Genomic DNA, 26,332 nt, shown 5'->3' on the forward strand with positions numbered 1-26,332 from the left:
TTATCATGGATAATTTGTCTTCACTTGTCATTTTAAATCATAAATGAAGCGCTTACAATGAATGTTTTAACGTATGCAGGAATAGAGAAGATTTGTTATCATGAAAGGCAGAGTAAATGAGAGGAGTGTTGACGATGATTCGATTATTTAAAGCCATTCCAGAGCTTGAGATGCCGGTTTATAGCGGAGAAGACTATCCACTTGAAGGAACCGAGACGGCGACAGGATTTCTGATTTCCAATCATGTTCCTGGAGAACAGGTGGAAGAAACCCTGCTCGTCGCATCGGCTGAAATTAAAATAAGCCAGACAGGTCGTGAATGGTTACAATTTACCTTCAACTCTCCGAGTGGTACATGTAAAGGGAAACAATGGTTGAATCAGGGAACAGCGGAAGAAGCAATGCGTCCATACCTTGAAACAGGTATCGTTCATGTCGTTGCCAAAGTGGAAGAATATCCTGTTGATTCAGGTAATAAATCATTGACCGTCCAGCGGGTGAAAGCCGTTCACAATCAATCGGGCACGGCATTTTTACCACAAATGCCTACTGGCGAGTCTGCAAGCGGCTACCGGGATCAATTGATTGGTCTGATTGGCAAGATGGAGGCACCGCTCCGGCAAGTGGCACATCGTGTGTTATCGTCATATTGGGAAGATTTCTCGACCCGTCCAGCGGCTTTGTATCATCATCATGCCTATATCGGCGGTCTGTTGAAGCATACGACCTGTATGATGACGATTGGTTTTGGAATCTGTCAATCGGAACGTCCGGACTTGACGCTTTTACAATGTATTCAAGAAGCCGAGGCGGATCATAAAAACGATTTGTTCCAAGCGAGTGAACGGGACATGCGTCAGTTTGCCTGGGATGACAGTTTTGATGCCTTGTATCAGGCAGCACGATCGATTGCATTATTAAACGACCGTCCACACCAGGATGAATTACTGTTGGGGATTTTGTTGCATGATATCGGAAAAATCTTTGAATATACCCATCTCGGAGCGAGCAACGACCGCTTTTCCCGCTTGGTCCAAGTGGAACCGGCCGATGAAAAGCTGTCCGGTATTACCTTAGATCCGAACGGTGTGTTAGTGGGACACATGCCTTATGGATGTTTTGTCCTGGAACAAGCGTTACAAAAAGAAGCAGTCCGCCTACCGGTTGATCAGTACCACCGGTTGATGCATATGATTTTATCCCATCATGGCAAAAAAGAGTGGGGATCAAGCGTCACCCCGCAGACGACAGACGCCTGGTATTTACATGCCATTGATTTACTGGATGCACGAAAAGAAAAATGGCGGCAGTCGCAGTTAACATAAGGAGTGAACACATGTCAGCACGTATTCAAACATCCCTTGTCACAGGTTTTTTAGGGGCAGGGAAAACAACATTATTGAACCGGATTGTTGCGAATCCGATTGAAAAAGTAGCATTACTCGTCAACGAAGTCGGCGCCGTAAACATCGATGAAGCGCTCATCGAACGAAGTGATGAAGAGGTCATCGAACTGACCAATGGTTGCATCTGCTGTTCGATTCGTGGTGATTTGCGGGATGCGTTACTCCGGATTGCTAAAAAAAGACGTGACGGTGAGATGGCCTTTGATCGTTTAATTGTTGAAACGACAGGGATTGCCGATCCGGGTCCTATCTTACAAACGTTTTACTTTGAACCGGCGGTCGAACAACAGTATCAAATATCGAGTGTCATTACGGTCGTCGATGCCTATCAACTGGAACGACAATTGACATTTGAAGAAAATGTCCGTCAAATCGGCTTTGCGGACACTTTATTGTTAAATAAAACCGATTTGATTTCGGCAGACGAGGTCACGGCGGCAGTCAAACGGATATCCGAACTGAATCCAACGGCGTTGATTCTACCGACCATCGAATCGGACACGCCGATTCAACAGTTATTCGAAACGTTTCATTTTCCAAAGCAGGAAGAAGAACGGTTGGCACAACAAACTGACGGTTTACAGAAAGCGGCGGAGTCCTTCACAGCGTTGACGATTACAGAACAAGTTCCGTTGCACCGTCAACGCTTTGGTGCCGTTTTGCGAGAAATTCTTGAAGCATATGCCGAAGATTTATACCGCTATAAAGGAATCCTTTATTTTTCGGATACGGATCGAAAAATCATTTTACAAGGAACTGGTATGATTTACGGAACGGCAACACGTGGTGAATTTGAAGGACTAAAACAAACAACGCTGGTTTTCATCGGAAAAAATTTAGATGAACAAGCGATTCGAAAAGGTATAAAGGCGGCGAGAGAACATGGTTGAACTATATTTTGACGGAGCAGTCCGTCCCTCGAATGATGATGCGGCAGTCGGGATTTTTTGCAAAAATTCAGAAGGTCAGGTCATCGAACGGACGTTTAGAATTACGGCTGAGAATAATCACGAAGCTGAATTTCAGGCATTTTTAAAAGCTGTCGAATTAGCGGAAGAATTATTGGCACAAGGGGAAAGTGTATTTTCTTTCCGTACGGATTCAGAAGCCGTTTCGTTGGCAGTTGAACGCGAGTTTGCCAAAAACAAGCGGATTCAAATCTATTTTGATCCGGCATTTGAGCGGTTTTCCCTTCTACCGCTTGCGTTCGTCAAGTGGATTCCACGGTCAGAAAATAAAGCCGACCGTGTAGCAAAAGATGCGTTAAATGAATATTGATCTAAAAAACTGACCGGGTCTCTGAGACCGGTCAGTTTTTTGGTAGAGACGTTTCGTCGACAGGTTCCTCCAGTCGTTCGATTAAGATTTGGTCAATCCGTCGACCATCCAAGTCGACGACTTCGAACCGGTAGCCGTCGCTCGTGACATGACTTCCTCTTACCGGAAATTCGCCGAGCAGATATAAGACGAGTCCAGCCACCGTATGATAACTATTTTTTTCTTCGCCTGGTAAGTCTGTTTTAATACCGAGGACACGCTTTAAATCATCAATATGCAGTAAGCCATCCGCCAAGTAAGACCCGTCCGCCCGTTGCACCAGTTCCGGCTCCTCTTCGACAGTCGAGATTTCACCGACGAATGCTTCGAGAATATCAAACAACGTAATCATTCCTAAAAAGCCGCCGTACTCGTCCAGTACAAAAGCAATCGAGACCGTTTCTTTCCGCATCCGTTCGAGCAAGACAGTTGCTTGTAATTGTTTTGGAACAATGAGCGGTGTGTGGATCAAAGATTCAATGGCAACAATCGGTTGATCAGTAGCCAGAATTTCCTTCGCATCGATGTATCCGACAAAGTGATCCAAATCACCATGACCAACGGGAAGGTTCCGGTGTTTTGCGCTGCGTAAGTCAGCTAGAATCTGTTCCGGTGAATCTGTCAGATCAATCCATTCCGTCACCGTCCGCGGCTCCATTAATTCATATGCCAGCTGATCATGGAAAGCAAATACCCGCGAGACTTGTTCCGCTTCTGACATGGCGAATGTTCCTTCCTTCGTCCCACGAATCAATAACTGTTTGACCTCGTCTTCGGTCTCATCTTCCGTTTGAAGCCGATCGAGCCCAATCATCCGAAAGATGATACTTGTTGATTTACTTAAGATGAAGATGAACGGTTTTAATAGACTCGAGAATAAACGCATCGGTTGTGCCAAGACCATCGTGACACGCTCCGGACTGACGAGGGCGATACGTTTCGGGACCAGTTCACCGACGACCAGCGATAAATAAGTGATGATAGTGACGACGATGATATAGCCGATCGTACTGGCGTAAGGTGCCAACCACTCAAAACGGGCGAGCCAGTCAATTAACGGAGCGGATAAAGCAGCACCGCCAAAGGCCCCGTTGATGATGCCAATCAAGGTAATGCCGACTTGAACGGTCGACAGCAAATCCGTCGGACGTTCCAAAAAGTCGAGGGCTATTTGAGCGGATTTTTTTCCGTCGTCCGCATATTGTTGCAGCTTGGATTTTTTGGAGGACAGTAAAGCCAGTTCCGTCATCGCAAATACTCCGTTCGCCAGAATTAAAAGTAAAACAATTGTTAAGTTAATCAACCACATCAAGCATTCACTCCTTTTCGTTGAACTACCCCCACCTACGCTACGCTAAGAGGTGGAGGATTCCTGAGTTATCCGACCTATCGGTCGAAAAATGATCAGGCTAACCCCGTCGTCCCGACGGTTGAAGAAGCTAAGAGGCGTTCAGCTTCTTGTTTGAGATTCAGTCCTGCGTTCACATCTCGGTCATGATGGATCCCGCAACTCGGGCATGTCCATTCTCGCAAGCCGAGATGTTTCACGTCCTTGTGTTGATGACCGCAACTCGAGCAGAGTTGGCTCGAAGCGAAGGTCTTGCCGACCTTCACGACGGTTTTCCCGTACCAGCCCGCCTTGTATTCCAACATGCGGAAGAACTCCGACCAGCTGACGTCCGAGATGGACTTGCTCCACTTGCGGTTCTTCTGCATGTTCTTCACCTGCAAAGTCTCGATGCCGATGACGTCGTGGTTTTGGACAATCTCGATCGATACCTTGTGCAGGAAGTCGGTTCGCTTGTTGGCAATCTTCTCGTGGATGCGGGCGACCTTCCGCTTCTGCTTCTGATAGTTCTTCGACTCGGAAAGTTTCACTTTCCTGTTCAATGCGATGCGTTGACGACGAGACAACTTACGCTGTTCGCGCGCCAGCTTTTTCTCGAGCGAACGGAAGTAACGGTCGTTCTTGTATATCGTGCCGTCTGACAGGGTGGCAAAGTTCTTGAGTCCGACATCGACGCCGACGGATGAACCGGTCTTCGGCAGTTCGTTAATTTCCTGCTCGACGAGCAGGGAGACGAAATATTTCCCTGAAGCGTTGCGTCGAATCGTGGCGTTCAAGATACGGCCTGTGATCTGTTTTGAATGGGCGAAACGTACCCATTTCAACTTTGGAAGTTTGAGCTTGTTTCCGACGATTGACACTGCAGGAAGCTGATTTTTGCCTTGGATGTTGGTCTTGTACGATTGGACGGGATTACGCTTCGACTTGAATCGAGGACGTTTGTTCTGCTTGTTGAAGAAGCGGTCAAACGCATCGGCAAGATGTTTGACGCTGATCTGAACAGATGTGCTATCGACTTCCTTCAACCAGTCGAACTCCTGCTTCAACAAAGGAAGCTCTTTGGAACAAGAGCCGTAGGACAGTCCTTTTCCAGTGGTCTTGTACCTTTCATCCCACTTCGCCAGGAAGTGGTTGAAGACGAAGCGCGAACACCCGATCGTCTTCGCGATCAGAATTTCCTGCTCTTTTGTCGGGTAGATTCTGAATTTGTAGGCCTTGTGTTTCAACACCATTTTTCACCTTCTTCAAAGGAAATATACCCTGAAAGTAAGCTGGCGATTCATCTCCCACTTTCACTTCGTTTAGAAGTGGGCGTATTCTCGCCTGATTTTTGATAACAAACTATTCCCCAAACTGGCCTCTATCATTCCCATTCGTGACGGTTTCCGTTAAACTATTAATGTATCAGCAGATAAAGGGGGAAATTAGCATGGAATACCGTTTAGAACACGACACGATGGGGGAAATTCGTGTCCCGGAAGCACAAGAATGGGGAGCACAAACACAACGGAGCTTGGAAAACTTTAAGATTGGAACAGAAAAAATGCCGATTGAAATCATTCGGGCATTTGCGGTTCTCAAAAAAGGAGCGGCTTTAGCCAATCGTGATTTAGGTGTCCTGGATCAAGAGAAAGCCGAAGTGATTGCCGAAGTATGTGACGAAATCATCGCCGGACAATTCGACGCAGAATTTCCACTGGTCGTTTGGCAAACCGGATCCGGTACACAGTCGAACATGAACGTCAATGAAGTCGTCGCACGTGTCGCGACACGGAAACTTGCCGAACGGGGAAGCAAGCAAGTCATTCATCCAAATGACGATGTCAACAAATCACAGAGTTCGAACGATACATATCCGACCGCGATGCATATCGCAGCGAAAACGATTGTCATCGATCAACTGTTGCCAGCGATTGATGCCATCCATGCGACGCTCGACGAGAAAGCAAAAGCCTTCTCAGACATCGTTAAAATTGGCCGGACACATTTACAGGACGCAACACCAATCACACTGGGACAAGAAATCAGTGGGTGGGTCCGTATGTTACAGCTTTCGAAAAAGATGATTGAGTTGACGTTAGAGCCATTGACGGAGCTAGCCATTGGCGGGACTGCAGTCGGAACCGGAATCAATGCCCATCCGGAATTCGGAGACCGGGCAGCTGAGAAAATGAGTGAAGAAACCGGGAAATCATTTGTCAGCGCTGAAAATAAGTTCCATGCCTTAACGAGCCATGATCAACTGGTCTTTTCTCATGGCGCCATCAAGGCGCTTGCAATGGATGCGATGAAAATCGCTAACGATGTCCGCTGGTTGGCATCAGGTCCTCGTGCCGGAATTGGCGAAATTACGATTCCAGAGAATGAACCGGGGAGTTCCATCATGCCTGGAAAAGTCAACCCGACACAAAGTGAGGCACTGACGATGGTTGCAGCCCAGGTTCTTGGGAATGATGCGACAATCGGATTTGCAGCAAGCCAAGGGAACTTTGAATTGAATGTCTTTAAACCGGTCATCATGTATAACTATATCCAGTCGGTTCGTTTGTTGACGGATGCCCTGCATTCCTTTAATGACCACTGTGCGGTCGGAATCGAGCCGGAACAGACCGTCATCGCGGAAAACGTCGAACGTTCGTTGATGCTTGTAACGGCACTCAATCCACATATCGGATATGAAAACGCAGCTCGGATTGCTAAAGCTGCGCATAAAGAGGGTACAACTTTAAAAGAGGCTGCACTCGCAACCGGTTTATTGACAGAAGAACAGTACGATCAATGGATTGTTCCAGCTGACATGGTTCATCCGAACTTAAAAGCATAATCGAAAACGAGGGTCTTCCCTCGTTTTCTTTTCAGTCGAACGGATGAATTCGGCTGTATAGAAAGAGAGGGAAGACTTGTGGAAACAACAAAAAAACAAATTGAAAAACAAATCGATCAAACGATTCTGATGGTCGAACGTTTACTCCGGATGGATTCGGTCCCGAAGTCGGAGTTACTTGTTTTCGCACAGTGGCTCAACCGGTTTAGCGAACACGATCAAGCGGAATTTTTCGAACGGCAGACCGCACGCTGGGTGAATGAGTTAGACAGTGTGATAGAAGAAGTGACGCATGATCAGATCTTGACGCTGCTCGCACCGGTCATCGATCATCTGTCAGAACGGGGACGGAAAAAAGTTGTCCGAAAAGAAATGATTCTTTCAGTCACAAAACGATTTTTAGATAATATTCAATGGAAAAAAGCATTGGAACACGAACGATATATGACCCGTTTCTTTGGCTCAATCGAAGATACATTAGAAGTCGGGTACGATTTGCATGTCGATGCGATGTTGATTGACTACGAAATCATCCGAATGACGGATGATGCATTGATTGTGAAGTTGTTTAAAAAATTGGAAGCATCGTTTATTCCGCTGATTTTGATTGGACCAAATGACCCGGCTGTCCGTCAGGCTTGTTATGCGCTCGGGACAGACGACTATTGGGATGAAACCGTCGGAATCGATGAACGTAAAATTCGCCTGAAGCGTTTGCTACGAAAATTACGAACGGTTTCTTCTTCGATTTTAGTTGATGAATTGACAGGAGCCTTTAACCGGAAGTACCTTCAAAATGCTTACCGAAGACGGACATCCCGGTTAGAACGTGATCATCAATTGTTTGCTTTGGCCATCTTTGATTTAGATCACTTTAAACGGATCAATGATTTGCATGGTCATCCAACGGGAGATCTTGTGTTGACTGAGCTGGCTGCCTTGACGAAACAAGCCCTTCGACAAGACGACGAATTGATTCGGTTCGGTGGAGAAGAATTCATGGTGTTGTTTAGCGCGGATGATTCGAATCATGCTACAGAAATGATGGAGAAAGTTCGGGCTCGGATTGAACGTCATACATTTCCAAATGGATTGAAAGTAACGGTTTCAATCGGATTAACGGTCATTGATGATGTAATGATGGATTTAGAGGAAATGACGTCTGAAGCGGACGAAGCGCTTTATCAGGCCAAACGAAATGGCAGAAATCAGGTTATAGTCTATGCAATGGCAACTGTTAAAGAGAAAGTGAAGGCCGTCATTAAAATCGAAAAGGCGATTCTTCCATCCCTTTCGCGTATAGAAATCCCGATTCATCCGAAATATGATTTTGATCTCGTAGCTGACGATCAAAAAACATCCGGCTCGATTCAATTATATGTAATGCCGCTTGAACAACTGGCAGCATCAAATTTTAAGCGTGTCGATGAATGGAAGCAAACACGAGATAAAATCATTGACGTGATCGCAATTGCCGACGAAGAAAGTCAATTGCTTGGACAAGCGCTTGAACGGGGGGTTACGGATTATTGTTTGTCTCCTCTCGATCCACATCAAGTAGAAGAACAAATTCGACAATGGGTAATTCGTCTTCCGTGACGTCAGTAAACTAAAAGACACCTCGACTTTTTAAAAGTCGAGGTGTCTTTTTAAAACGGCTTTTGAAAACAAAAGGATATTAATGAAGAGGACGATCAAATTGTTTAATTGTAAAGGCTTCTGAATGTTGTGGGTCAACGGGATGGAACGTCTCGGACGAACAAACGAAGTCATCCGGGATCTCGGGATAATAAACATCCCCTTCGATGATGGCATCGATTTCCGTCGCATAAATCCGCTTGGAAAGAGGCAGTGTTTGTTGGAACAGTTCGCCACCGCCAATCAAAAAGACTTCCTCTGCCGACTCTGCAAAAGCAGCCAGTCCGTCTAAATCATGCCAGATGGTAATTCCTTCTGCATGGAAATTTGGATCACGCGTAATGACGATATTTTCGCGACCCGGTAATGGACGACCAATCGACAGAAATGTTTTTCGGCCCATGATGACCGGTTTGCCGTAGGTCGTTTTCTTGAAATGGGCCAAATCAGCGGGGAGATGCCACGGCATCTCGTTATCCCGACCAATGATCCGGTTTTTTGTATAGGCAACGATATGCGAAATCATACGGCGACGACTCCTTTAATATGCGGATCAGGATCGTATCCTTCAATGATGATATCGTCAAACGTAAAGTCTTCAATGCGTTCTACTTCCCGGGCAAAACGAATCGTCGGTAAAGGTTTTGGATTCCGGCTCAATTGGAGATTGACTTGATCCAAGTGATTCGAATAAATATGGGCATCGCCTAAGGTATGAACAAAATCGCCGACCTCGAGTTTACACACATGAGCAATCATATGGGTCAACAAGGCATAGGAAGCAATATTGAACGGTACACCTAGGAAGACATCGGCTGACCGCTGATAGAGCTGACAAGAAAGTTTCCCATCTGCTACGTAAAATTGGAACAACAGATGGCAAGGCGGTAAAGCCATCTCCTCCAGTTGACCCGGATTCCAAGCACTGACAATCAAACGACGTGAGTCCGGATTCACTTTGATCTGTTCAATGACGTCCGCTAATTGATCGACTGTCGTTCCATCCGATTTAGGGAACGAACGCCATTGGGCACCATAGACCGGTCCGAGATTGCCGTCTTCGTCAGCCCACTCATTCCAAATGCGGACACCATGTTCTTGCAGATAGGAAATGTTGGTTTCACCGGAGATAAACCAAATCAATTCATGAATGATGGACTTCATATGTAACTTCTTCGTCGTTACCATTGGAAAACCATCTTGTAACGGAAACCGCATTTGATGACCAAAAATACTGATGGTGCCGGTTCCCGTCCGATCTTCTTTTTTGATGCCATGCGTTAAGATTTCCTGACAAAGTTGATGATACTGTTTCATGAATAATGTCCCCCTATTAAAGCTATCTTCCTATTGTAGCCGAACCCCCTGGACCGAATCAACCGTTGGAAGAGGTCGGAAGATGGCGCCGGAACAAATAACTGAACAGACCAAACAATGGCACGATGTCCCGCCAGCCAAGGCGTCCGTCTTGTCGCGCCCGTATTCTGTGTAACATGAACAGCTGTAAAATATAAAACATCACCAAATCGACAGTCATCGTCCGAACGAATTGATTTGTCATGAAATAGACTTGGAAAATAGACCAGTCTGAACGTGCTAAAGCTAACCAGATGATGACGGCTGACAGAACAGCCAGCAGTGCGACAACGTAAGGGATGAACTTCCGACGTCGAAACGGCAAAAACGTTTGACGCGGGATGGCGAGTGCTAGATACGGCATGAGGATAAATGATCCTAACGCAAAGGCGCCAAAACTTGCTAACATCGGGGAAGGTTTCAAGAAGCGTTTTTCATCTAAAAAGAGCATGAAAAAGGCTGCTGGATAGATACCAAGTAATGTGAATAAACTGAGTGCAGACGTATCAAACTGGCTTTGATCAAACCGTAAAAAGGATAGGAGAAAACCGGAAGGAAAGACTCTGTTATTCCCAAACAGTAAGATGAAGACAATGGCGATAGCCCAAACTAGAAACAATAAGTAACGACGATACATGTTGGTACGCCTCCTCTCATAAATCATTTTCCTCAATCGGAAAAATTCAAACGTGAAACGCTAAGTCCAGTATACCGGAATCCGGATGAGGGTATCCTCTTGTTTTGATTACAATATTCGTGATACGCTAACGATGAAATAAATGGAAGCGCTTTTATCAGAAGGTGCAATCGCTTGCATAAATTGTTCACAAGAGGAGTCGATTAATCACATGGAACGTAAATGGTGGCATGACAGTGTAGTCTATCAAATTTATCCGCGCAGTTTCAATGATTCAAACGGAGATGGAATCGGAGATCTTGTCGGTATCATTGAAAAACTGGATTACTTAAAAGAACTTGGAATTGATGTCATTTGGCTGAGCCCTGTCTATGACTCACCAAATGATGATAACGGGTACGATATCCGGGATTATGAGGCTATCATGGCCGAATTCGGAACGATGGCAGACTTTGATCGTCTACTCGATCAGGCGCATGAGCGGGGTATCAAAATCGTCATGGATCTTGTGGTCAATCATTCTTCGGACGAGCATGCCTGGTTTGCAGAGTCACGAAAGAGTAAGGACAATCCATACCGGGACTATTACATTTGGAGAAGCGCCAATGAAGACGGTACGTTGCCGAACAACTGGGGATCTATTTTTTCCGGACCGGCTTGGGAACTAGATGAAACGACAAATGAATACTACTTACATCTATTCTCTAAAAAACAACCCGATCTCAACTGGGAAAATGAAAAACTCCGTCAAGAAGTCTACCGGATGATCACCCGCTGGTTGGACCGTGGGATTGACGGCTTCCGGATGGACGTCATCAACTTAATCTCGAAGACACCGGGTCTTCCGGATGCGACGGTTCCTCCCGGTGCTTTATACGGGGACGGCGGACAACATTATATTAACGGACCAAGAATTCATGAATTTTTAAAAGAAATGAATGATGCTTCTTTCGGTAATTATGATGTCTTGACGGTTGGCGAAATGCCGGGGGCGACAACTGACGACGCCATTCTTTATACAGATCCGGAACGAAAAGAAGTTAACATGGTCTTTACATTTGAACATATGGACTTGGATTCCGGCCCCGGTGGCAAATGGGATGTCCAACCGTTCAATCTTCAAAAACTAAAAGAAAACTTCACGAAATGGCAAGTCGCCTTACACGAAAAAGGCTGGAACTCGCTATACTGGAATAATCACGACCAGCCACGGGTTGTTAGTCGCTTCGGAAATGATACGATGTATCGCGTCGAATCCGCTAAAATGTTAGCGACCCTGCTTCACTTGTTAAAAGGAACACCTTACATTTATCAAGGGGAAGAAATCGGTATGACGAACGTTGCCTTTGAATCGATTGAGGAATATGAGGATATCGAAATTCGGAATATGTGGAAAGAGCGGACCGATCAAGGGGCTTCACCGGCAGAGTTACTGCGCGCTGTCCATGTGAAAGGGCGAGATAATGCGCGGACACCGATTCAATGGGATGCGACCGAGCACGGCGGCTTTACGACAGGAACACCATGGTTGAAGGTCAATCCAAACTATCCATTGATTAACGTCGAACAAGCTTTGGCAGATCCCGATTCAATTTTCTATTACTATAAACAGCTGATTGCGTTACGTCATCAGCACGATTTAATCGTATACGGCGAATATGCGTTGATTTTAGAAGATGAGACTGATGTCTATGCCTATACCAGAACGTATGAAAATGAAACATGGTACATTTACTGCTCATTCAGTAAAGAAGAAGTAACGATTCCATTGTCACACGATACCTCTGATTCAGTCATCGGTAATTACAACGAATCTCCAATGGTCTCGAAAGAAGAGTTAGTCCTTCGACCATATGAGGCGATCGTCTACCGGACGGTCCAGTAAAAAAGACCAACTTCTATAAAAGAAGAATGAAAATAAGGATGGCGGACATAAAATCCGCCATCCTTATTTTTAGTTGTTGAAGTCCGCTTGTTAAACAAAGGCAGAGAAGGAACTTCTGTTTCCAGGAACTTCGATTTCAAAGTAAAACACATGTCATTCAAGAGGTCGTTTTAACGAATTGTTTGATTGTGTCTATAATCTGTTGTTGCTCGTCTTTGGTCGTTTCGAGTCGTATACCATACAAACGCTGAGCATCAAGCCATTTTTCATGTAAAATAAGTCCGTTCAACTTCAAAGGTTCGAGACCGCGTATAAGAGAAAACTCGACGACAATTGACATCGCACGATCAATCGGTAGTTTCAGCGGCGTTGCAATGGCCATACCACTAGGTGAAATATTATGAATTTTCATCAATCCAACCGGTGTCTGCCGTCCATCTTTGACAAGATAAAATTCACCAGCAATCGGTTCATCGAAATGATACCGGAATGATTCGTTGCGTTTGACTTTCAAGATGAACACCTCCTGATTTCCATTATCCGTTAAAAGAGGACAATCTTCTAGAGAAATGTTGAAAATCAGGAAGGTGATTGTATCAAGCTGCTACATCCTTAGATGGAGTGGTCGGATGAATACGTTTAGCAATATACATGAAGGGAGTTGCGACCCAGGCAATAACAAATTTAGCGAGATAAGTGGTAATGAAAATCTGCCACCAGATATCAAACGGTAAATTATGAAAAGCGATCGCACAAAACGTCAATGTATCAATCAATTGGCTGAGGACCGTCGAGCCAGTTGTGCGTAACCAAAGTTTCTTTTCTCCGGTCTTTTGACGGATTTTTGAATAGATAAAAACATCAAACAATTGCGATACAAGATAAGCAGACAAGCTTCCAAGCGCAATCCAAGGAAGTAAACCAAATAAGAGGTTCAAAGAACTCGACATGTCTTTCGCCAGTGTGTCATTAAGTGGCGTATACAATAAGCTGTATTGCATCAATAATGTTGTCGTAATCAACGAGAAAAAGCCCATATAGACGCCTTGACGTGCTACTTTCTTCCCGTATTTTTCATTTAAGATATCGGTTGCCAAGTAACAACTCCCGTAGACGACGTTCCCTAATGTGAAAATATAAGAATATAGTTCAACTTGTTGTGTGACTTGGATATTGGCAATGATCGTCGCGATAGCAATCCACATCATCAGACCGGTTTTGCCAAACAGACGATAACTGAGTAATAATAATCCCATCGTAATTAAGATGGAAGGAAACCATAACCATTCGTTCATGTGAGAACTCCTTTCTGAATCATACAAACCAGAATTTTACGCTTTTTTTGGATTTATGTCAAAAAAAAACCGACGCCTGGCTGCGTCGGTCGAACTTCAAGGGCGTTGTAAAGAGTAACGTTTACGCCGACCCTTACTGAAATAATCGTCTTGTTTGACGAATCCGTTCGTCTTTAAAATCTGAGAAGCGATCTCTTGATGGGGAGACGTCGGTAAGACGCGGGCGCGTACTTCATAAACAGCCAATACATCTGATTGCTCGAGTGCCTGTTGTACAGCCTTCGTTCCAAAACCTCGTCCGCTGTATGAGTCGAATATCATCAAATCAAGTTGGAAATAATGTCCCATCTTTAATAAGAGCACACGACCGATCAGTTGTTCGTCGACGAGAAGATCAAAGTAGAAATCTTCGGCATAACTGTGTTCAACAGAATCGAAGGCGCGCTCGACCCCGAGCTCATGGTCGTATCCTTGAATTTCCTGACGAGATAATCCGTAAGCCTGTTCGCCGTACTTTAAAAAATGTTCGAATTCAGTCTGATCTACATGACGTAGTGTCCGACGTTTTAAATCCATGACGGTGTCCTCCTCTGATCGCAATTCACTCTGCTCATTTATTATAGCGACTTCGGGAAACAAATTGCAAAAGATAGCTGGAGTGAGGACTAGAGAAGTCAGTAACGGTAGGGAAGCGAAAAAGTAAGTTGTAAACGGATTGTGATTGTTTCAATTAGTGATGAATATGGTAAAGTAATGATGTAGACATATGTATGCTGGAAGGGGTTGGAAAATGTGTTCACAGAACGGGATGGAATCAAATTACGCTTAGAACAAATCGAACGCTTATATTCTGATTTGAATCGGGAAGCGAAACAATTGACGGAGCGGTTACGCCAACTTGATGAACAAGGTGACGAAGTCCGTCACGATCTTGCATTAAATAAAGAAGATCGCGACCACTTGAAATCAAGTATCGATGAGACATTGCAGGCGTTGTTACAACGGACGACTGTTGATGCCAAAGTCGAACAGGAAAAACAAGAAGATTTAATTTCTAAAAAAGCACTCATCGAAGACATCGAAGGGTTATTGAAGAAAAAGAAATAAGCTAGCCTGCGCTAGCTTATTTTTTTCTGGGAGTGAAACGGATTGGATAAACAAAAAGTTGTATTGACGACATGCTTAAGACTGACTGATGATGTGAGGACCAGATTACAGCGGCTTTCTGAAACGGAACAAACCATCGACTTCGAAGTCATCGAACGAAAAAAACTGAGTCTGCCAGCACTTCATGATCAGTATCAGCGTTCCATCCTTGTCGTGGATAAAAATCGATTGGAATATTATCCGCAAGGAGCGGATAGTTCTTTTTTCTTTCATCCGTCTAGTGCAGTTTTTCGAATTAAACAATTTGACCGCAACGGTCATGATCCATTAATTACGATTGCCCGTTTGCAAGAGGGAATGACCGTCCTTGACTGTACGTTAGGCTTAGGGGCGGACGCAATCGTCATGAGTCATGCGGTCGGACGGTCGGGTCAAGTCATCGGTCTAGAAAGCAACCCGGTGACAGCCTTGATCGTAAGGGAAGGGTTGCAGCAGTGGATTGAAGGATACGAACCAATCGTTGACGCGATGCGTCACATCGAAGTTCAATTGGCAGAACACTTAACGTATCTCAAAAAATGTGATAGCAAGACGGTGGACGTTATTTATTTTGATCCGATGTTTGAAAAAACCGTTTCGGAATCAACGCATCTAGACGGACTGCGACAACTGGCAAACTATGAACCGTTGACTGAACAAGTAGTAGCCGAAGCCAAGCGTGTCGCACGACAAAGAATCGTCTTAAAAGCTCATTTTGAAAGTGATTTATTTGAACGGTACGGATTTGAGCGGACGAAACGAAAATCATCCAAACTGCATTATGGCGTCCTTGAATTATGATGACAAGAAACCCCTCTGAGTCAGACTCAAAGGGGTTTTACTTATTGGTTGAAATTATTCGACTGCTTCTTTTAATTCTTCTTCCATATCGTCAAATTTCTCTTGAACCGATTCAACCGGTTGTTTCGTCAAGAGACTGACGACGACCGTGAAGAGTAAGCTCGTGAAGAATCCAGGTACCATCTCGTAAAGTGTCGTACTGAGACCGAACTGGACCCAAAGAATGACAGTGATGGCACCGGACAACATACCGGCTAAGGCACCTTGTTTCGTCATCCGTTTCCAGTAAAGCGAAAGCAGGATGATTGGACCAAAGGCTGAACCAAAACCAGCCCAAGCATAACCGACCAGTGATAAAATCGTAGCTGACGGATTCCAGGCTAAAACGGAACCGATGACAGCGATGACCAATACGGCAATCCGTCCGGTCAAGACCAACTGTTTATCTGTCGCTTTTTTGTTTAAGAACGTTTTATAAAAATCTTCTGTTAAAGCACTTGATGTGACGAGCAACTGCGACGAAATCGTTGACATGATGGCGGCAAGAATCGCTGCCATCAGGAATCCTGTAATGTAAGGATGGAATAAGACATCAGAGAAACGGATGAATACGGTCTCCGGATCGCCCAGTCCATTGCCTTGCCCTTCAAAATAAGCAATCCCGACAAGTCCTGTCATCATGGCACCAAGAATCGAGATAAACATCCAACCAATCCCGATACGGCGTGCTTTTTTCAAATCTTTGACCGAACGAATGGCCATAAAACGAACAATGATGTGCGGTTGTCCGAAATAACCAAGTCCCCAGGCTAGGAATCCGATGATTCCGAGGAACGTTGTGCCTTTTAATGGATCAAACAATGTAGGATCCAGGTTTTCTGCATAGTTGTAGGCACCATCGATGCCACCGACGTCCGTTAAGGCAACGACCGGCACGAGGACAAGGGCGATGAACATGATACAACCCTGGACGAAGTCGGTCCAACTGACTGCGAGAAAGCCACCAAACAGTGTATAGGCGACGACGACCGCAATCGTCAAGAGCATACCATAATGATAATCAAAGCCGAATGAGCTTTCAAACAATTTACCGCCAGAGACGATACCAGCTGATGTGTAGAAGGTGAAGAAAACGATAATGACGACTGCAGAAACGGTCCGTAAAATACGTGAAGTATCTTTGAAACGATTTTCTAAGAAGTCGGGAATCGTAATTGAATCATTGGCCATTTCCGTATAAAGACGAAAACGTGGCGCTAAAATCAAATAGTTAACGTAACAACCAATCAATAAACCTAAAGCGAGCCATAAAGCGGATACACCAGTTGCGTACATGGCACCGGGTAATCCCATCAACATCCAGCCACTCATATCGGATGCTCCGGCGGATAGAGCTGTGACACCTGGCCCTAAATCTCGACCACCTAACATGTAATCTTCTGTGTTTGTCGTTCGCTTGTATGCAATGTAGCCGATGGCAAGCATCATGACTAGATACAAGCTGATTGAAATCCATTCCTGCGTCATAAAATAAATCCTCCAATTAAACTTTTTTTGCGCTGTTCATGCATTTGTCAAAATAAGCACAATCGATTTGTTCCCCACCTTACAGGGTCTAAAACGACAACGCAAGTCTTCAAAATGTCTAAAAAAGTGGCTTCAACCCTCATCTGTCAAGGGGTTGGGACGTTTTTAGTCCCTCTAAAAGTTTAAACTTTCTGATTTTGGTTGTGACAATGTAACAAGAAAGAAAAACTACTGAAATGAAAAGCAGACTAAAAAAAGATATAATTAAAAATTTGTTTGCATAAAAAAACGATCCAAGTGATATAAAAATCACTTGAATCGCAGGCGTAAACGTAACTTAATCTGTAAAGACAATCGTCTGGTAAGCCGTTTGAAGACGGTCAAGAGCTTCGTCCAACTGACTGCGCGGGCATCCGAAATTCAGGCGTTCAAACGTCGAAGCATTTTTTCCGAACGGTTGTCCGTGTGTCAGGGCAAGCCCGGCCTGCTCGACTAACCAGTCAGCCCGCTCTTTCGAATCAAAAGGAAGAGCGGCACAGTCAATCCAAAGCAAGAAAGTGGCGTCCGGTGTTACGACGGTGAGACGAGGCATTTCCGTCTGAATCCTTTGTATGGCATAGTTACGGTTCTCCTCAAGGTAAACCAACAACTCCTGTAACCAATGCTCACTTTCCGGGTCCTCATAAGCAGCAATGATGGCCGTTGCCGCAAAAGCATTCGGATGCACGAAGTTCGCCTGCTGCACCTGCTCGATTTTAAGACGTAAGTCAGCGTTCGGTACAATCAGATAAGAAGCATACAGTCCCGGGATATTGAATGTTTTAGACGGAGCACTGACTAGTATTACCTGATCGTAATCAAACGCGATAATCGGATGATGCGTTACATTTGAAAACAGCAAGTCGGCATGGATTTCATCCGACAAGACGTAGACGCCGTATTGTTTAGCAAGTGCGACCAGTCGTTTCAATTCATCGAAGCTGAACACGCGACCGGTCGGGTTATGCGGATTACATAAAATGATCATGCGTGCTGTCTTCATCTGTTGTTCGAGCAATGTAAAGTCGATTTCATACCGGTCATTCTGTAAACCAAGTGGATTTTCGACTAAACGTCGTCCGTTCGCTTCTATGACGTGATGGAAAGGCGGATAGACAGGAGTCTGGATGATGATTTCATCGTTTTCTTCGGTCAGGGCCAATACGCTGTGCGCAAGTGCAGGAACGACGCCGCTGGAATAGAGGATCGTCGCCGGATCGACCGATTGATAATAACGTTTGTCAAACCAATGCTGAATGGCATGTTTTGCTTTTTCTTCAAACAGAGAATAACCAAAGTTGCCGCTTGCTGCCCGTCTTGTCAAAGCTTTTGTTATCGAGTCGGCAGGGCGGACATCCATATCTGCCACCCACATCGGAATCAGTTGATCCGATCCGAACAGTTGTTTCAAACCATCCCATTTGGCGGACCCGGTTTGTCTTTTCTCCAACACTTCATCAAACATATGCTCATTCATTTTGTTCAGTCCTTTCGATATAAACTTAACTCTATCTTCACAGTACCGAACGGGTCTCAATTCGGCAAGTTAGAAAAATAGAGGTTTTAAACAAAGGACGCATGGGAAAACTCAATATCGTACACAAAAAAAAGGACGGGGTGGATTTTATGTTACATTCAAAAGTGTTAGTAGGACGATCACCAGAAGAACTCGAAGAACGACTTAATCATTTCTTTGAGGAAAATGGTGTCGGTTCAAATTCAATCATCACACTTAAATTCTCGACATTCGTCGCATCGAAAGCGGATGAACATTATTCTGTGTTGATTGTCTTTGATAACTCATTAACTAAAACAGTCCTTTAATGCATCGTCAAAACAGTTAGGGGAGCAGAGTTTCCCTTAACTGCTTTTTTTGTATTTTCCTGAAAAAGTTGATATTCATTTAGGCTTACGTTATACTAATATTAGAAAAAACAGGCTTCCGTAGGTTAATGGCAGACCTCAGCAATGGTAATGCTGCAGTGCGAGTTCGATTCTCGCCGGAAGCATCAAAATAAACAGGTCTTCCGTCACAAGTCAATCACTTGAACGGAGGACCTGTTTTTTGTTTAAAACAGGGACTGATCTTGAAGGAGACATCCATGAATCAATTAAATGTTTCGATTGGCAACGAAATTAAGCGGATCCGACAAGAACGGAATTGGACACAAGCCGAACTGTGCCAGGGAATTTGTAGTCAGGCAGAAATCAGTAAAATCGAGAATGGACGAAATTCACCAACGGTTGATTTATTACAACAAATCGCGGATCGACTTGAGATACCTGTTTCTTTCTTACTTGAAAACCAAAAGCAGCAAGAAAGTGTAAAAAAAATAGATCATATATTGCTGCAATTAACTAGAGAAGGAAGTTATGAACAGATTCGGTTGTATGATATTACTACCGATGATAGATTTGACGAGACAATGATCTTGCTCAAATATTATCAGATTATCAGCGAATACCGTTTGAATAATTTTGACCACAGGACGACATCTGTTCAGCTTTCTCGATTAATTGAATATTATGATATTAAATACAATTATCCGGATTTGTATTTAAGAGTAAAAATGGCAATAGCTATTTTGTACGCAGAAAATCAGGAGTATAAACAAGCTGAAAAGCTATATAAAGAGTTAGAAGAGACACATTTTGATTTTAGTAATGAAAAAGTGATCGAACAGCAGTTGAAAGTTATATATAATCATGCAAAACTATTGTTTAAAATCGGGGACTATGAAGAGAGTCTAAATGTTGCATCAAAAGGTATTCATTCTAGTGTGCTTTTAAAGAATACTTCTTATATCGCACATCTTCATTATCAAATGGGGGAAGTCTTAGAAGCAATATATGGAGATAGTGAAGAAACCCGTCAAAGTTATGTTATCGCATATGAATTATTTACGGCATTTCATATGAATCGATATGCAAATATTGTTAGAGAAGTAAAACGAAATTTCTTTTTGCCAATAGGATGAATATTGATTATAAAGGGCTGTTTAAAAAATGACTTCACTTTCAAATTCAATCGGAAATCAATTAAGACGAATCCGTCTTGAACAACAACTGACACAAAAAGAAGTTTGCCAAAATATTTGTAGTCAAGCAGAATTAAGTAAAATTGAACAAGGAAAAGTATCCGCGACGGTTGATACGATTCAAAAAATCGCTAACCGATTAAATGTCTCAATGTTACAATTATTCGAGGAAGACACACAGGCGATATCGTTTCAAAAATACGATCATGAGTGGACGCAACTTTTTCGCAATCAAAAATTTGATGCTGTTATTGATTCTGTCAAAGAAATTTTTTCTGCTCCGATAAATACTTCGATATATCTACTTGCTAAATATTTTGAATTGATTGCATTAGAAGGTAAAAAATCTTTAGATTATCGATCCTGTATTTCGGAGTTATCATTTCTAGCAGATCAAGAAGAAGTGTGGTACGAGTCACCATTAATGTATGTAAGAATTAAGTTAGCAATTGCAAACTACTATTATTTGAACCATCAGTTTGTACATTCAAGAAAGATTTACGAAGCAATACTAGCGATGGATTACAATACGGAAGAATTTAAAAACTTACGAATTAAAATCTTATATAACCATGCGCAACAATTATTTTTTCAAGGGGACTATCAAGAAGGGGTGAAAGTGACGGAACTAGGTATATCTGAAAGCATAGACCGAAAGAATTCTTCTTTTTTAGGGCATTTTTATTATCAACGTGCTAATTTTAAAGAAAAATTAAATTTTGATCTGCAAACAGTAAAAGATGATTATTCGATGTCGTATACTTTGTTTACTGCATTTAACTTAGATCGTTACGTCGAGATTGTTGAAAAAGGAAGAAATGATTATTTATTGTTTAAGTTCTTATAAGGTTTTATCAAGGGAGACAGTTAATGAATTCACTACCTGTATCAATTGGAAATGAAATCAAGCGCATTCGTAAACAAAAAAAAATGACACAAAAAGAATTGTGTGACGGGATATGTAGTCAGGCAGAAATCAGCAAGATTGAAAATGGACGGAACTCACCAACAATTGACTTGTTACAACAAATCGCTAAACGCTTACGTATTCCGATGTCGATGTTATTTCGCGATCAATATAAAAGTGAGGAATTCCGTGAATGTGACCGACTTCTTACAAGTTTATTCCGAAGCCAACAATTTGATGAGTTAATAAATCAAATTGAGCAAATAAGAAGTCAGTCAACAAACAAGGAAATCTTACTCCTGTTGGAGTATTTTGAAATAGTATGCAATGAACGTACTAAAAAATTAGATTTTCGATCGAGTATCTCCCAATTAGCACATTTAACGGATACGGCAGAAGTTTGGTTTGAATCACCTCAAATGTATCTGCGGATCAAGATGGCGATTGCAAATTTTTATTTTGAAAACAAACAATTTGTTCATTCGGAAAGTGTTTTTGAAGACGTCTTACGTCTGAAATTTGATACGATTGAATTAAAGAAAGCCAGAATTAAAATCATTTACAACCACGCCCAGCAACTGTCATTTCAAAAGAATTATGAAAAAGGTCTACAAGTAGTAGCGACTGGAATTCAGGAAAGCCTTGCTTTGGATGATGCTTCGTTCTTGGGACATTTTTATTTTCAACGCGGTTATTTCACTAAAAAAACAAATGGTACCATGGATGATATTAAGCGAGATTTTACACTTTCCTATAGTCTGTTTAAAGCCTTTGAGATGCCAAGTTACGAACAACTTGTCATAGATAGCCATGAAGAGTTTTTACTGTACAGATTTTAAAATGTTTCCCCGGCCTTCTCACATGCGGAGAGGGCTTTTTTGACGAGTTCCTCCGCGCGGTCCGGATACTGTTGGTGTCCTTCTAAAATGATGGTCTGAACATCTTCAATGCCGAAGAAACGGAGTATGTCGAGCATGTAGCGAACGGCATGCTCGGAATCCGCTTTATCTGCAGTCGAGTAGTCCCCGCCGCGTGAATGCAACAACAATACTTGTTTTCCCTTCACCAATCCGATCGACCCTTCTGCTGTATAACGGAATGTCTGACCTGCTTGCGCAAGATAATCCATATAGTTATGAAGGGGTGCCGGGACGGTCAGGTTCCACATCGGGAAAGAGAAAACGATTTTGTCCGACTCGAGAAACCCGGTCAGATACTCTTGTAATTTGTCGAGCGGGACATGTTCATCGGTCTCTACGATTTCCCCGCGAAACAGTTTGGCGGCAGCAGTTGCGAGACGTAAATCAAAAAACGGTAACCGTTCCTCGAATAAATTTAATACAACGACTTCATCGTCCGGATGATGTGTCCGGTAACGCGATAAAAAGGCTTCATTCATGTGGGAGCTGATTCCTTTCGTTTGATGTGTACTATCATTCGCTTCGATAAATAACAGACGGCCCATGACATAACACTCCTTTCGATCTTTATTAGTCAAGTACCCGATTAAAGACTTCTTTAGACCTGACACGAACACCACTGAAGCAGTTGGCTTCCTGGCCTTAAATTCTGTGATGAATGAAAAGCAAACTGATGGAGTATTTAGGTTTTAATTCCAACTTAAGAAGGAAAAGGAAAGAATGAATTTACGGAAAAGAGGGGATGATATGAAGGCGCATACCCGTCCTTCATCGGAAAATCTTCACTATCATCGCGAAGTAAAAGCAAATTACCGGCTGTTCGGGATGATTATTTTTGTGCTGACGAGTTGTGGTTCCCTTTTATATGTTTTTTCAAGCAGTATGAGCCGAACCGGGCTGGATTGGTCTATCGGATGGCGTGCCCTTATAATTTTCAGTGTGGGAGGAATTCAGTTTTTGATTGGGAAAAGTGATTTGACTGATCGTTGGAAACCGCATGTGATGTCGAGCGTCTTCTTATTAATCCCTTTCATCAACTATCCGTATATCAATAATGGGGCACAGACGGTTTGGGCAGCCTCGCTACTATTCGTCTTGACGTCCTTAGTCGTCATCAATCGAACGATGTTACTGTATGCGACGGGGATCAGTATCCTGTCCCTGTTGTATGTCTGGTTAAAAGCACCGACAGGCACATCGGTTTTTAGTTCAACCGATCATATCGCACGCATTGGATTGATTCTTATCGCGACACTGATTAGTCTGTTGATCCATAGGCAATATGTTACGCGCTTGGAACGAAATATCGACTACTTGAAACGATTAAAGGAACAAGCCTTCTTCGATTCGGTCACGGAACTGGCGAATCGGTCCTTTTTTGTCATTGAAACAGAGAAAAAAGCAGTGACAGGAGATATTATCTGTCTGATCGACCTGGATGACTTCAAGACAGTCAATGACGCTTTCGGTTACCGGACGGGAGACAGGACGCTTCATATTATCGGAAAACGGTTGATGACACGTTTTTCTGATTGCATCGTCGCAAAAGCGAGTGGAAGTGCCTTTTTATTACACGCGACATCTTCGCAACCGGATCGATTATGCGATGAGATTTTAGCGAGTATTTCTGAACGTGTCCAGATTGATTTTAAGCAAATCAATGTGACGGCGAGTATCGGGGTTTCATTCGTCAACGGAGAATCGATTGATCACGTCATCAATGATGCCGAGATTGCTTTATTTACGGCAAAATCAAATCGGAAAAATACGTTCGCCATCACGGATCAAGTAACTCAAAATGAACGTAAACGAGCAATGCAGTTGACGCGTGACTTATATGATGCCGATCTTGACCGCGATTTCTTTGTCTTGTTTCAGCCACAAGTCAATTCTGGTAATCATCGCATCACGGGAGCGGAAACTTTAGTCCGCTGGAATCATCCGAAATATGGGCTGATTTCACCACTGGAATTCATTCCATTGGCAGAACGGACGCGATTCATCGAGACACTTGGAGGATGGGTAATGCGTAAAGCCTGCCTGCAAGGACAGAAATGGTTAGACCAAGGACGAAAACCAATAACGATTGCCGTCAATGTTTCGCCTTGGCAGTTGCGACAAGAAGACTTTACCGAAAAGGTTTTGGAGATTCTACGAACGACCGGTTTTCCGCCCTACTTATTGGAGATTGAAATGACGGAACATATCTTTATTGAGGGAACGGTACAAATCATTGAAACCTTAAATGAGTTGCACCTCCATGGAATCCGGATTGCGCTTGACGATTTCGGGACAGGATTTTCGTCGATGCAAACCCTCGTCGAATTACCTTTCGATCAGTTAAAAATTCCGAAAGAGATTGTTCGTGCTGCAATCGATTCGGAAGAAAAACGAGCTATCGTCGAAATGATCATCCAACTAGGAAATCGTTTGAAGATGACGATTGTCGCAGAAGGAATTGAAGGAATGGAAGAAGCGGAACTCTTGACAGAACTAGGGTGTCAGACGCTTCAAGGTTATTTATTCCATAAGCCGCTGGAAGCATTATCTGTTGAACCATTACTCGACCAAGAAGCCTAATACAAAAGCTCAACCATGTTTCACTTTCGTCACGTGACGTCTGCGAAAACGGTTGAGCTTTTGCATGTTATAAATAGCGGGCGAAATGACGTTCGAGCATTTCTTGTCCGGCAGCGATGACGGCACAGATACCCCAGTAGATAAAGGCGATGACAAAATAAACTGTCATGTAGTCGAACTCCCGTCCACCGACAATCTTCGCCCGTTGGAAAATCTCCGGGACCGTAATCATGGCGGCAAGCGAAGAGGCTTTGACCAAATCAAGAAGAACGTTTGACAGCGGAGGAATCGCCAGTCGAACAGCCTGAGGCAAGATGATTCCTGTGAACACACGGTATCTGGAAAGTCCGAGCGATTGTGCGGCCTCCTGTTGACCGCGGTCCACCGATAAGAGTGATGACCGAATGATTTCAGCCATATAGGCGGCACTGTTCAAACTAAAACCGGCAATGGCAGCCGTCAATGCATCCAGTTGAATGTTTATAACCGGCAAACCAAAATAAAACATGAATAATAAGACAAGAATCGGAACACCACGCATGAATGAAATATAGAGAGTGGCAATTGCTCGTAACAGACGTGATGTGGATAAACGAGCCAAAGCAAGTAACAAACCGAGACCAAGGCCAATCACCATGCTGAGCAACGAGATCCAAAGTGTATGACCGAGACCACCTAAGATATAGGGAAAGGCTTCTCGTGCTAATTCTGGATTAAAGACGGACCGCCATTCAATCTCAAAGAAGCTGTTCAATTCACGTCAACGAGCGTCGTCTTGATGTCAGGCATTTTCGAGACGTCTTTATTGGCATAGAATGTCTTCGACAGTTTAGCAAGCGTCCCATCTTTCTTCATCTTGTCGATTTCAGCATTGATGTTCGACTGTAACTCTTTGTTGTCTAAATCCATGATGAGTCCGACCTGACTTGGATTGTAGGCGATATCAGGGTGAATCGTAATGTCGAAATCTTTAAAGAAATCGACAGCCAGGCTCTGCAGGTAATAATCGTTTAAGATGACATCTGTCCGTCCGTTCGAGACATCACGCAAATATTGATCATTCGTCGCATTATCATAAGTGACTTCTTTTGCACCAAATTTCTTGGCCACTTGCATGTAAGTCGTCGTTGCTTCTCCGGCTGCTTTTTTACCTTTTAAATCTTCGAGGGATTTAATGCCAGATAAATCACTTTTACGGACAATCGCCGTCCCATACGTATATTTGTATGGTTTAGAGAAGGCAAACTTTCCTTTACGTTCATCCGTAATCGTAATGTCGTTGGCTGCTAAATCCACTTGACCGGTGTTCACGCTTGTCAGCATACCGTCAAAAGACATTTCTTTAAATGCTACTTTTAAATCAAGACGTTTAGCGATTTCTTTGACGACTTCGACATCAAATCCGGTTAATTTATTACTTTTTTCTTCATGGAATGAGGTCGGATAAAGTGTACCAGCCGTTGCTACGGTCAAGGTTCCTTCTTTTTTAATTTTATCGTATGCGGTCATTTGTTTTTCTTCCTGACCACATGCACTAAGGACCAGGGCAGTTCCTGCAATCAAGAGACCCGTCCATTTCACAGAGTTTTTCATCGTTTAAATTCTCCTTTTCCTAACAAGCACTGATAATTTACTTTCTATTTAAAAATACCACGGAAAAAGGAATTG

At 43.4% G+C, this 26,332-nt stretch carries 26 protein-coding genes and 1 tRNA gene; 14 read left to right on the forward strand and 13 right to left on the reverse strand.

The window, feature by feature from the left end; all coding sequences use genetic code 11:
* Window positions 1–134 precede the first annotated feature (134 nt).
* From P402_RS16315 to P402_RS0107540, 3 genes are read left to right on the forward strand one after another with little or no spacing between them, the layout of a single operon-like run.
* Window positions 135–1,325: an HD domain-containing protein gene (locus P402_RS16315; RefSeq protein WP_051525129.1), complete on the forward strand. Its 1,191-nt coding sequence runs from the start codon at window positions 135–137 to the stop codon at window positions 1,323–1,325.
* Between the two features lie 11 nt (window positions 1,326–1,336).
* A complete protein-coding gene (locus P402_RS0107535; protein ID WP_026828120.1) occupies window positions 1,337–2,296 on the forward strand; it encodes a CobW family GTP-binding protein in 960 nt (319 codons plus the stop codon).
* Window positions 2,289–2,684 (forward strand): ribonuclease HI family protein, encoded by a 396-nt coding sequence (locus tag P402_RS0107540; RefSeq protein WP_026828121.1) that lies wholly within the window; start codon window positions 2,289–2,291, stop codon window positions 2,682–2,684. Before P402_RS0107535 ends, P402_RS0107540 begins: the two co-directional genes overlap by 8 nt.
* Before the next feature lie 31 nt (window positions 2,685–2,715).
* Here P402_RS0107540 and P402_RS0107545 read toward each other — a convergent pair whose 3' ends face one another.
* Both P402_RS0107545 and tnpB read right to left on the reverse strand, forming a co-directional pair.
* Window positions 2,716–4,032: a hemolysin family protein gene (locus P402_RS0107545; RefSeq protein ID WP_026828122.1), complete on the reverse strand. Its 1,317-nt coding sequence runs from the start codon at window positions 4,030–4,032 to the stop codon at window positions 2,716–2,718.
* Between the two features lie 95 nt (window positions 4,033–4,127).
* On the reverse strand, window positions 4,128–5,300 hold the full coding sequence (gene tnpB / locus P402_RS0107550; RefSeq protein ID WP_026828123.1) for an IS200/IS605 family element RNA-guided endonuclease TnpB: 1,173 nt from the start codon (window positions 5,298–5,300) through the stop codon (window positions 4,128–4,130).
* A gap of 200 nt (window positions 5,301–5,500) precedes the next feature.
* Between tnpB and fumC the strand changes: the two genes are divergently transcribed.
* Together fumC and P402_RS16715 are read left to right on the forward strand one after the other, a co-directional pair.
* Window positions 5,501–6,895: a class II fumarate hydratase gene (fumC, locus tag P402_RS0107555; RefSeq protein ID WP_026828124.1), complete on the forward strand. Its 1,395-nt coding sequence runs from the start codon at window positions 5,501–5,503 to the stop codon at window positions 6,893–6,895.
* A gap of 78 nt (window positions 6,896–6,973) precedes the next feature.
* On the forward strand, window positions 6,974–8,494 hold the full coding sequence (locus P402_RS16715) for a diguanylate cyclase (protein WP_051525130.1): 1,521 nt from the start codon (window positions 6,974–6,976) through the stop codon (window positions 8,492–8,494).
* A 79-nt stretch (window positions 8,495–8,573) separates the two neighbouring features.
* Here the strand turns inward: P402_RS16715 and P402_RS0107565 are convergent, their stop codons facing one another.
* The 3 genes from P402_RS0107565 to P402_RS0107575 are packed head-to-tail and all read right to left on the reverse strand — an operon-like array spanning window position 8,574 to window position 10,526.
* On the reverse strand, window positions 8,574–9,059 hold the full coding sequence (locus tag P402_RS0107565) for a dihydrofolate reductase (protein WP_026828125.1): 486 nt from the start codon (window positions 9,057–9,059) through the stop codon (window positions 8,574–8,576).
* Window positions 9,056–9,850: a thymidylate synthase gene (locus P402_RS0107570; protein WP_026828126.1), complete on the reverse strand. Its 795-nt coding sequence runs from the start codon at window positions 9,848–9,850 to the stop codon at window positions 9,056–9,058. Before P402_RS0107570 ends, P402_RS0107565 begins: the two co-directional genes overlap by 4 nt.
* A 58-nt stretch (window positions 9,851–9,908) precedes the next feature.
* The gene (locus P402_RS0107575) at window positions 9,909–10,526 is read right to left on the reverse strand and encodes a hypothetical protein (protein ID WP_026828127.1); all 618 of its coding nucleotides are present in this window, start codon (window positions 10,524–10,526) and stop codon (window positions 9,909–9,911) included.
* Window positions 10,527–10,737: 211 nt separating this feature from the next.
* Here P402_RS0107575 and P402_RS0107580 point away from each other — a divergent pair, with 211 nt between their 5' ends.
* Window positions 10,738–12,411, forward strand: a complete 1,674-nt coding sequence (locus P402_RS0107580) for a glycoside hydrolase family 13 protein (protein ID WP_026828128.1) — start codon at window positions 10,738–10,740, stop codon at window positions 12,409–12,411.
* Between the two features lie 157 nt (window positions 12,412–12,568).
* Here the strand turns inward: P402_RS0107580 and P402_RS0107585 are convergent, their stop codons facing one another.
* From P402_RS0107585 to P402_RS0107595, 3 genes are all read right to left on the reverse strand, one after another.
* A complete protein-coding gene (locus P402_RS0107585) occupies window positions 12,569–12,925 on the reverse strand; it encodes a PilZ domain-containing protein (protein ID WP_026828129.1) in 357 nt (118 codons plus the stop codon).
* A gap of 82 nt (window positions 12,926–13,007) precedes the next feature.
* Entirely contained in the window at window positions 13,008–13,706 is a 699-nt protein-coding gene (locus P402_RS0107590) for a queuosine precursor transporter (RefSeq protein WP_026828130.1), read from the reverse strand.
* Window positions 13,707–13,802: 96 nt separating this feature from the next.
* Complete coding sequence (locus P402_RS0107595; RefSeq protein WP_026828131.1) at window positions 13,803–14,282, reverse strand: GNAT family N-acetyltransferase; 480 nt, start codon at window positions 14,280–14,282, stop codon at window positions 13,803–13,805.
* Between the two features lie 216 nt (window positions 14,283–14,498).
* On the opposite strand from P402_RS0107595, the gene P402_RS0107600 reads away from it, so the two are divergent.
* Both P402_RS0107600 and P402_RS0107605 read left to right on the forward strand, forming a co-directional pair.
* Window positions 14,499–14,813, forward strand: a complete 315-nt coding sequence (locus P402_RS0107600) for a hypothetical protein (protein ID WP_012370605.1) — start codon at window positions 14,499–14,501, stop codon at window positions 14,811–14,813.
* Between the two features lie 42 nt (window positions 14,814–14,855).
* Window positions 14,856–15,653, forward strand: coding sequence for a class I SAM-dependent methyltransferase (locus tag P402_RS0107605; RefSeq protein ID WP_026828132.1), 798 nt, complete (start codon window positions 14,856–14,858; stop codon window positions 15,651–15,653).
* A gap of 54 nt (window positions 15,654–15,707) precedes the next feature.
* Here P402_RS0107605 and putP read toward each other — a convergent pair whose 3' ends face one another.
* Both putP and P402_RS0107615 read right to left on the reverse strand, forming a co-directional pair.
* Entirely contained in the window at window positions 15,708–17,180 is a 1,473-nt protein-coding gene (putP, locus tag P402_RS0107610) for a sodium/proline symporter PutP (protein WP_026828133.1), read from the reverse strand.
* A 337-nt stretch (window positions 17,181–17,517) separates the two neighbouring features.
* Window positions 17,518–18,696: a MalY/PatB family protein gene (locus tag P402_RS0107615; RefSeq protein ID WP_026828134.1), complete on the reverse strand. Its 1,179-nt coding sequence runs from the start codon at window positions 18,694–18,696 to the stop codon at window positions 17,518–17,520.
* Window positions 18,697–18,845: 149 nt separating this feature from the next.
* Here P402_RS0107615 and P402_RS0107620 point away from each other — a divergent pair, with 149 nt between their 5' ends.
* The 5 genes from P402_RS0107620 (at window position 18,846) to P402_RS0107640 (ending at window position 22,003) form a co-directional block, all read left to right on the forward strand.
* Window positions 18,846–19,043 carry a hypothetical protein gene (locus P402_RS0107620; RefSeq protein WP_014970552.1) on the forward strand — a complete coding sequence of 66 codons (198 nt, stop codon included), beginning with the start codon at window positions 18,846–18,848 and terminating at the stop codon, window positions 19,041–19,043.
* Window positions 19,044–19,157: 114 nt separating this feature from the next.
* Window positions 19,158–19,228: transfer RNA gene (locus P402_RS0107625), tRNA-Thr, on the forward strand.
* 93 nt (window positions 19,229–19,321) lie between these two features.
* Window positions 19,322–20,197: a helix-turn-helix domain-containing protein gene (locus P402_RS0107630; protein WP_026828135.1), complete on the forward strand. Its 876-nt coding sequence runs from the start codon at window positions 19,322–19,324 to the stop codon at window positions 20,195–20,197.
* A 28-nt stretch (window positions 20,198–20,225) separates the two neighbouring features.
* The gene (locus P402_RS0107635) at window positions 20,226–21,104 is read left to right on the forward strand and encodes a helix-turn-helix domain-containing protein (protein WP_026828136.1); all 879 of its coding nucleotides are present in this window, start codon (window positions 20,226–20,228) and stop codon (window positions 21,102–21,104) included.
* 23 nt (window positions 21,105–21,127) lie between these two features.
* Entirely contained in the window at window positions 21,128–22,003 is an 876-nt protein-coding gene (locus P402_RS0107640) for a helix-turn-helix domain-containing protein (RefSeq protein WP_026828137.1), read from the forward strand.
* On the opposite strand, the gene P402_RS0107645 is transcribed toward P402_RS0107640, so the two are convergent.
* On the reverse strand, window positions 22,000–22,629 hold the full coding sequence (locus P402_RS0107645; RefSeq protein WP_026828138.1) for an FMN-dependent NADH-azoreductase: 630 nt from the start codon (window positions 22,627–22,629) through the stop codon (window positions 22,000–22,002). The genes P402_RS0107640 and P402_RS0107645 overlap by 4 nt on opposite strands.
* A gap of 412 nt (window positions 22,630–23,041) precedes the next feature.
* Here P402_RS0107645 and P402_RS0107650 point away from each other — a divergent pair, with 412 nt between their 5' ends.
* The gene (locus tag P402_RS0107650; RefSeq protein ID WP_235188833.1) at window positions 23,042–24,664 is read left to right on the forward strand and encodes a putative bifunctional diguanylate cyclase/phosphodiesterase; all 1,623 of its coding nucleotides are present in this window, start codon (window positions 23,042–23,044) and stop codon (window positions 24,662–24,664) included.
* Between the two features lie 67 nt (window positions 24,665–24,731).
* Here the strand turns inward: P402_RS0107650 and P402_RS0107655 are convergent, their stop codons facing one another.
* A complete protein-coding gene (locus tag P402_RS0107655) occupies window positions 24,732–25,418 on the reverse strand; it encodes an amino acid ABC transporter permease (protein WP_026828140.1) in 687 nt (228 codons plus the stop codon).
* Window positions 25,415–26,257 (reverse strand): transporter substrate-binding domain-containing protein, encoded by an 843-nt coding sequence (locus tag P402_RS0107660; RefSeq protein ID WP_026828141.1) that lies wholly within the window; start codon window positions 26,255–26,257, stop codon window positions 25,415–25,417. Before P402_RS0107660 ends, P402_RS0107655 begins: the two co-directional genes overlap by 4 nt.
* Between the last annotated feature and the right edge of the window lie 75 nt (window positions 26,258–26,332).

Origin of the sequence: Exiguobacterium sibiricum 7-3 (genome assembly GCF_000620865.1) — a bacterium.
Classification (GTDB): Bacteria; Bacillota; Bacilli; order Exiguobacteriales; family Exiguobacteriaceae; genus Exiguobacterium_A; species Exiguobacterium_A sibiricum_A.

What these genes read in the sequence shown, in the direction of transcription:
- P402_RS16315 (WP_051525129.1), top strand. Translation starts at nt 135, where the DNA reads ATGATTCGATTATTTAAAGCCATTCCAGAGCTTGAGATGCCGGTTTAT.
- P402_RS0107535 (WP_026828120.1), top strand. Translation starts at nt 1,337, where the DNA reads ATGTCAGCACGTATTCAAACATCCCTTGTCACAGGTTTTTTAGGGGCA.
- P402_RS0107540 (WP_026828121.1), top strand. Translation starts at nt 2,289, where the DNA reads ATGGTTGAACTATATTTTGACGGAGCAGTCCGTCCCTCGAATGATGAT.
- P402_RS0107545 (WP_026828122.1), bottom strand. Translation starts at nt 4,032, where the DNA reads ATGTGGTTGATTAACTTAACAATTGTTTTACTTTTAATTCTGGCGAAC.
- fumC (WP_026828124.1), top strand. Translation starts at nt 5,501, where the DNA reads ATGGAATACCGTTTAGAACACGACACGATGGGGGAAATTCGTGTCCCG.
- P402_RS0107565 (WP_026828125.1), bottom strand. Translation starts at nt 9,059, where the DNA reads ATGATTTCGCATATCGTTGCCTATACAAAAAACCGGATCATTGGTCGG.
- P402_RS0107570 (WP_026828126.1), bottom strand. Translation starts at nt 9,850, where the DNA reads ATGAAACAGTATCATCAACTTTGTCAGGAAATCTTAACGCATGGCATC.
- P402_RS0107575 (WP_026828127.1), bottom strand. Translation starts at nt 10,526, where the DNA reads ATGTATCGTCGTTACTTATTGTTTCTAGTTTGGGCTATCGCCATTGTC.
- P402_RS0107580 (WP_026828128.1), top strand. Translation starts at nt 10,738, where the DNA reads ATGGAACGTAAATGGTGGCATGACAGTGTAGTCTATCAAATTTATCCG.
- P402_RS0107590 (WP_026828130.1), bottom strand. Translation starts at nt 13,706, where the DNA reads ATGAACGAATGGTTATGGTTTCCTTCCATCTTAATTACGATGGGATTA.
- P402_RS0107595 (WP_026828131.1), bottom strand. Translation starts at nt 14,282, where the DNA reads ATGGATTTAAAACGTCGGACACTACGTCATGTAGATCAGACTGAATTC.
- putP (WP_026828133.1), bottom strand. Translation starts at nt 17,180, where the DNA reads ATGACGCAGGAATGGATTTCAATCAGCTTGTATCTAGTCATGATGCTT.
- P402_RS0107615 (WP_026828134.1), bottom strand. Translation starts at nt 18,696, where the DNA reads ATGAATGAGCATATGTTTGATGAAGTGTTGGAGAAAAGACAAACCGGG.
- P402_RS0107620 (WP_014970552.1), top strand. Translation starts at nt 18,846, where the DNA reads ATGTTACATTCAAAAGTGTTAGTAGGACGATCACCAGAAGAACTCGAA.
- P402_RS0107630 (WP_026828135.1), top strand. Translation starts at nt 19,322, where the DNA reads ATGAATCAATTAAATGTTTCGATTGGCAACGAAATTAAGCGGATCCGA.
- P402_RS0107635 (WP_026828136.1), top strand. Translation starts at nt 20,226, where the DNA reads ATGACTTCACTTTCAAATTCAATCGGAAATCAATTAAGACGAATCCGT.
- P402_RS0107640 (WP_026828137.1), top strand. Translation starts at nt 21,128, where the DNA reads ATGAATTCACTACCTGTATCAATTGGAAATGAAATCAAGCGCATTCGT.
- P402_RS0107645 (WP_026828138.1), bottom strand. Translation starts at nt 22,629, where the DNA reads ATGGGCCGTCTGTTATTTATCGAAGCGAATGATAGTACACATCAAACG.
- P402_RS0107660 (WP_026828141.1), bottom strand. Translation starts at nt 26,257, where the DNA reads ATGAAAAACTCTGTGAAATGGACGGGTCTCTTGATTGCAGGAACTGCC.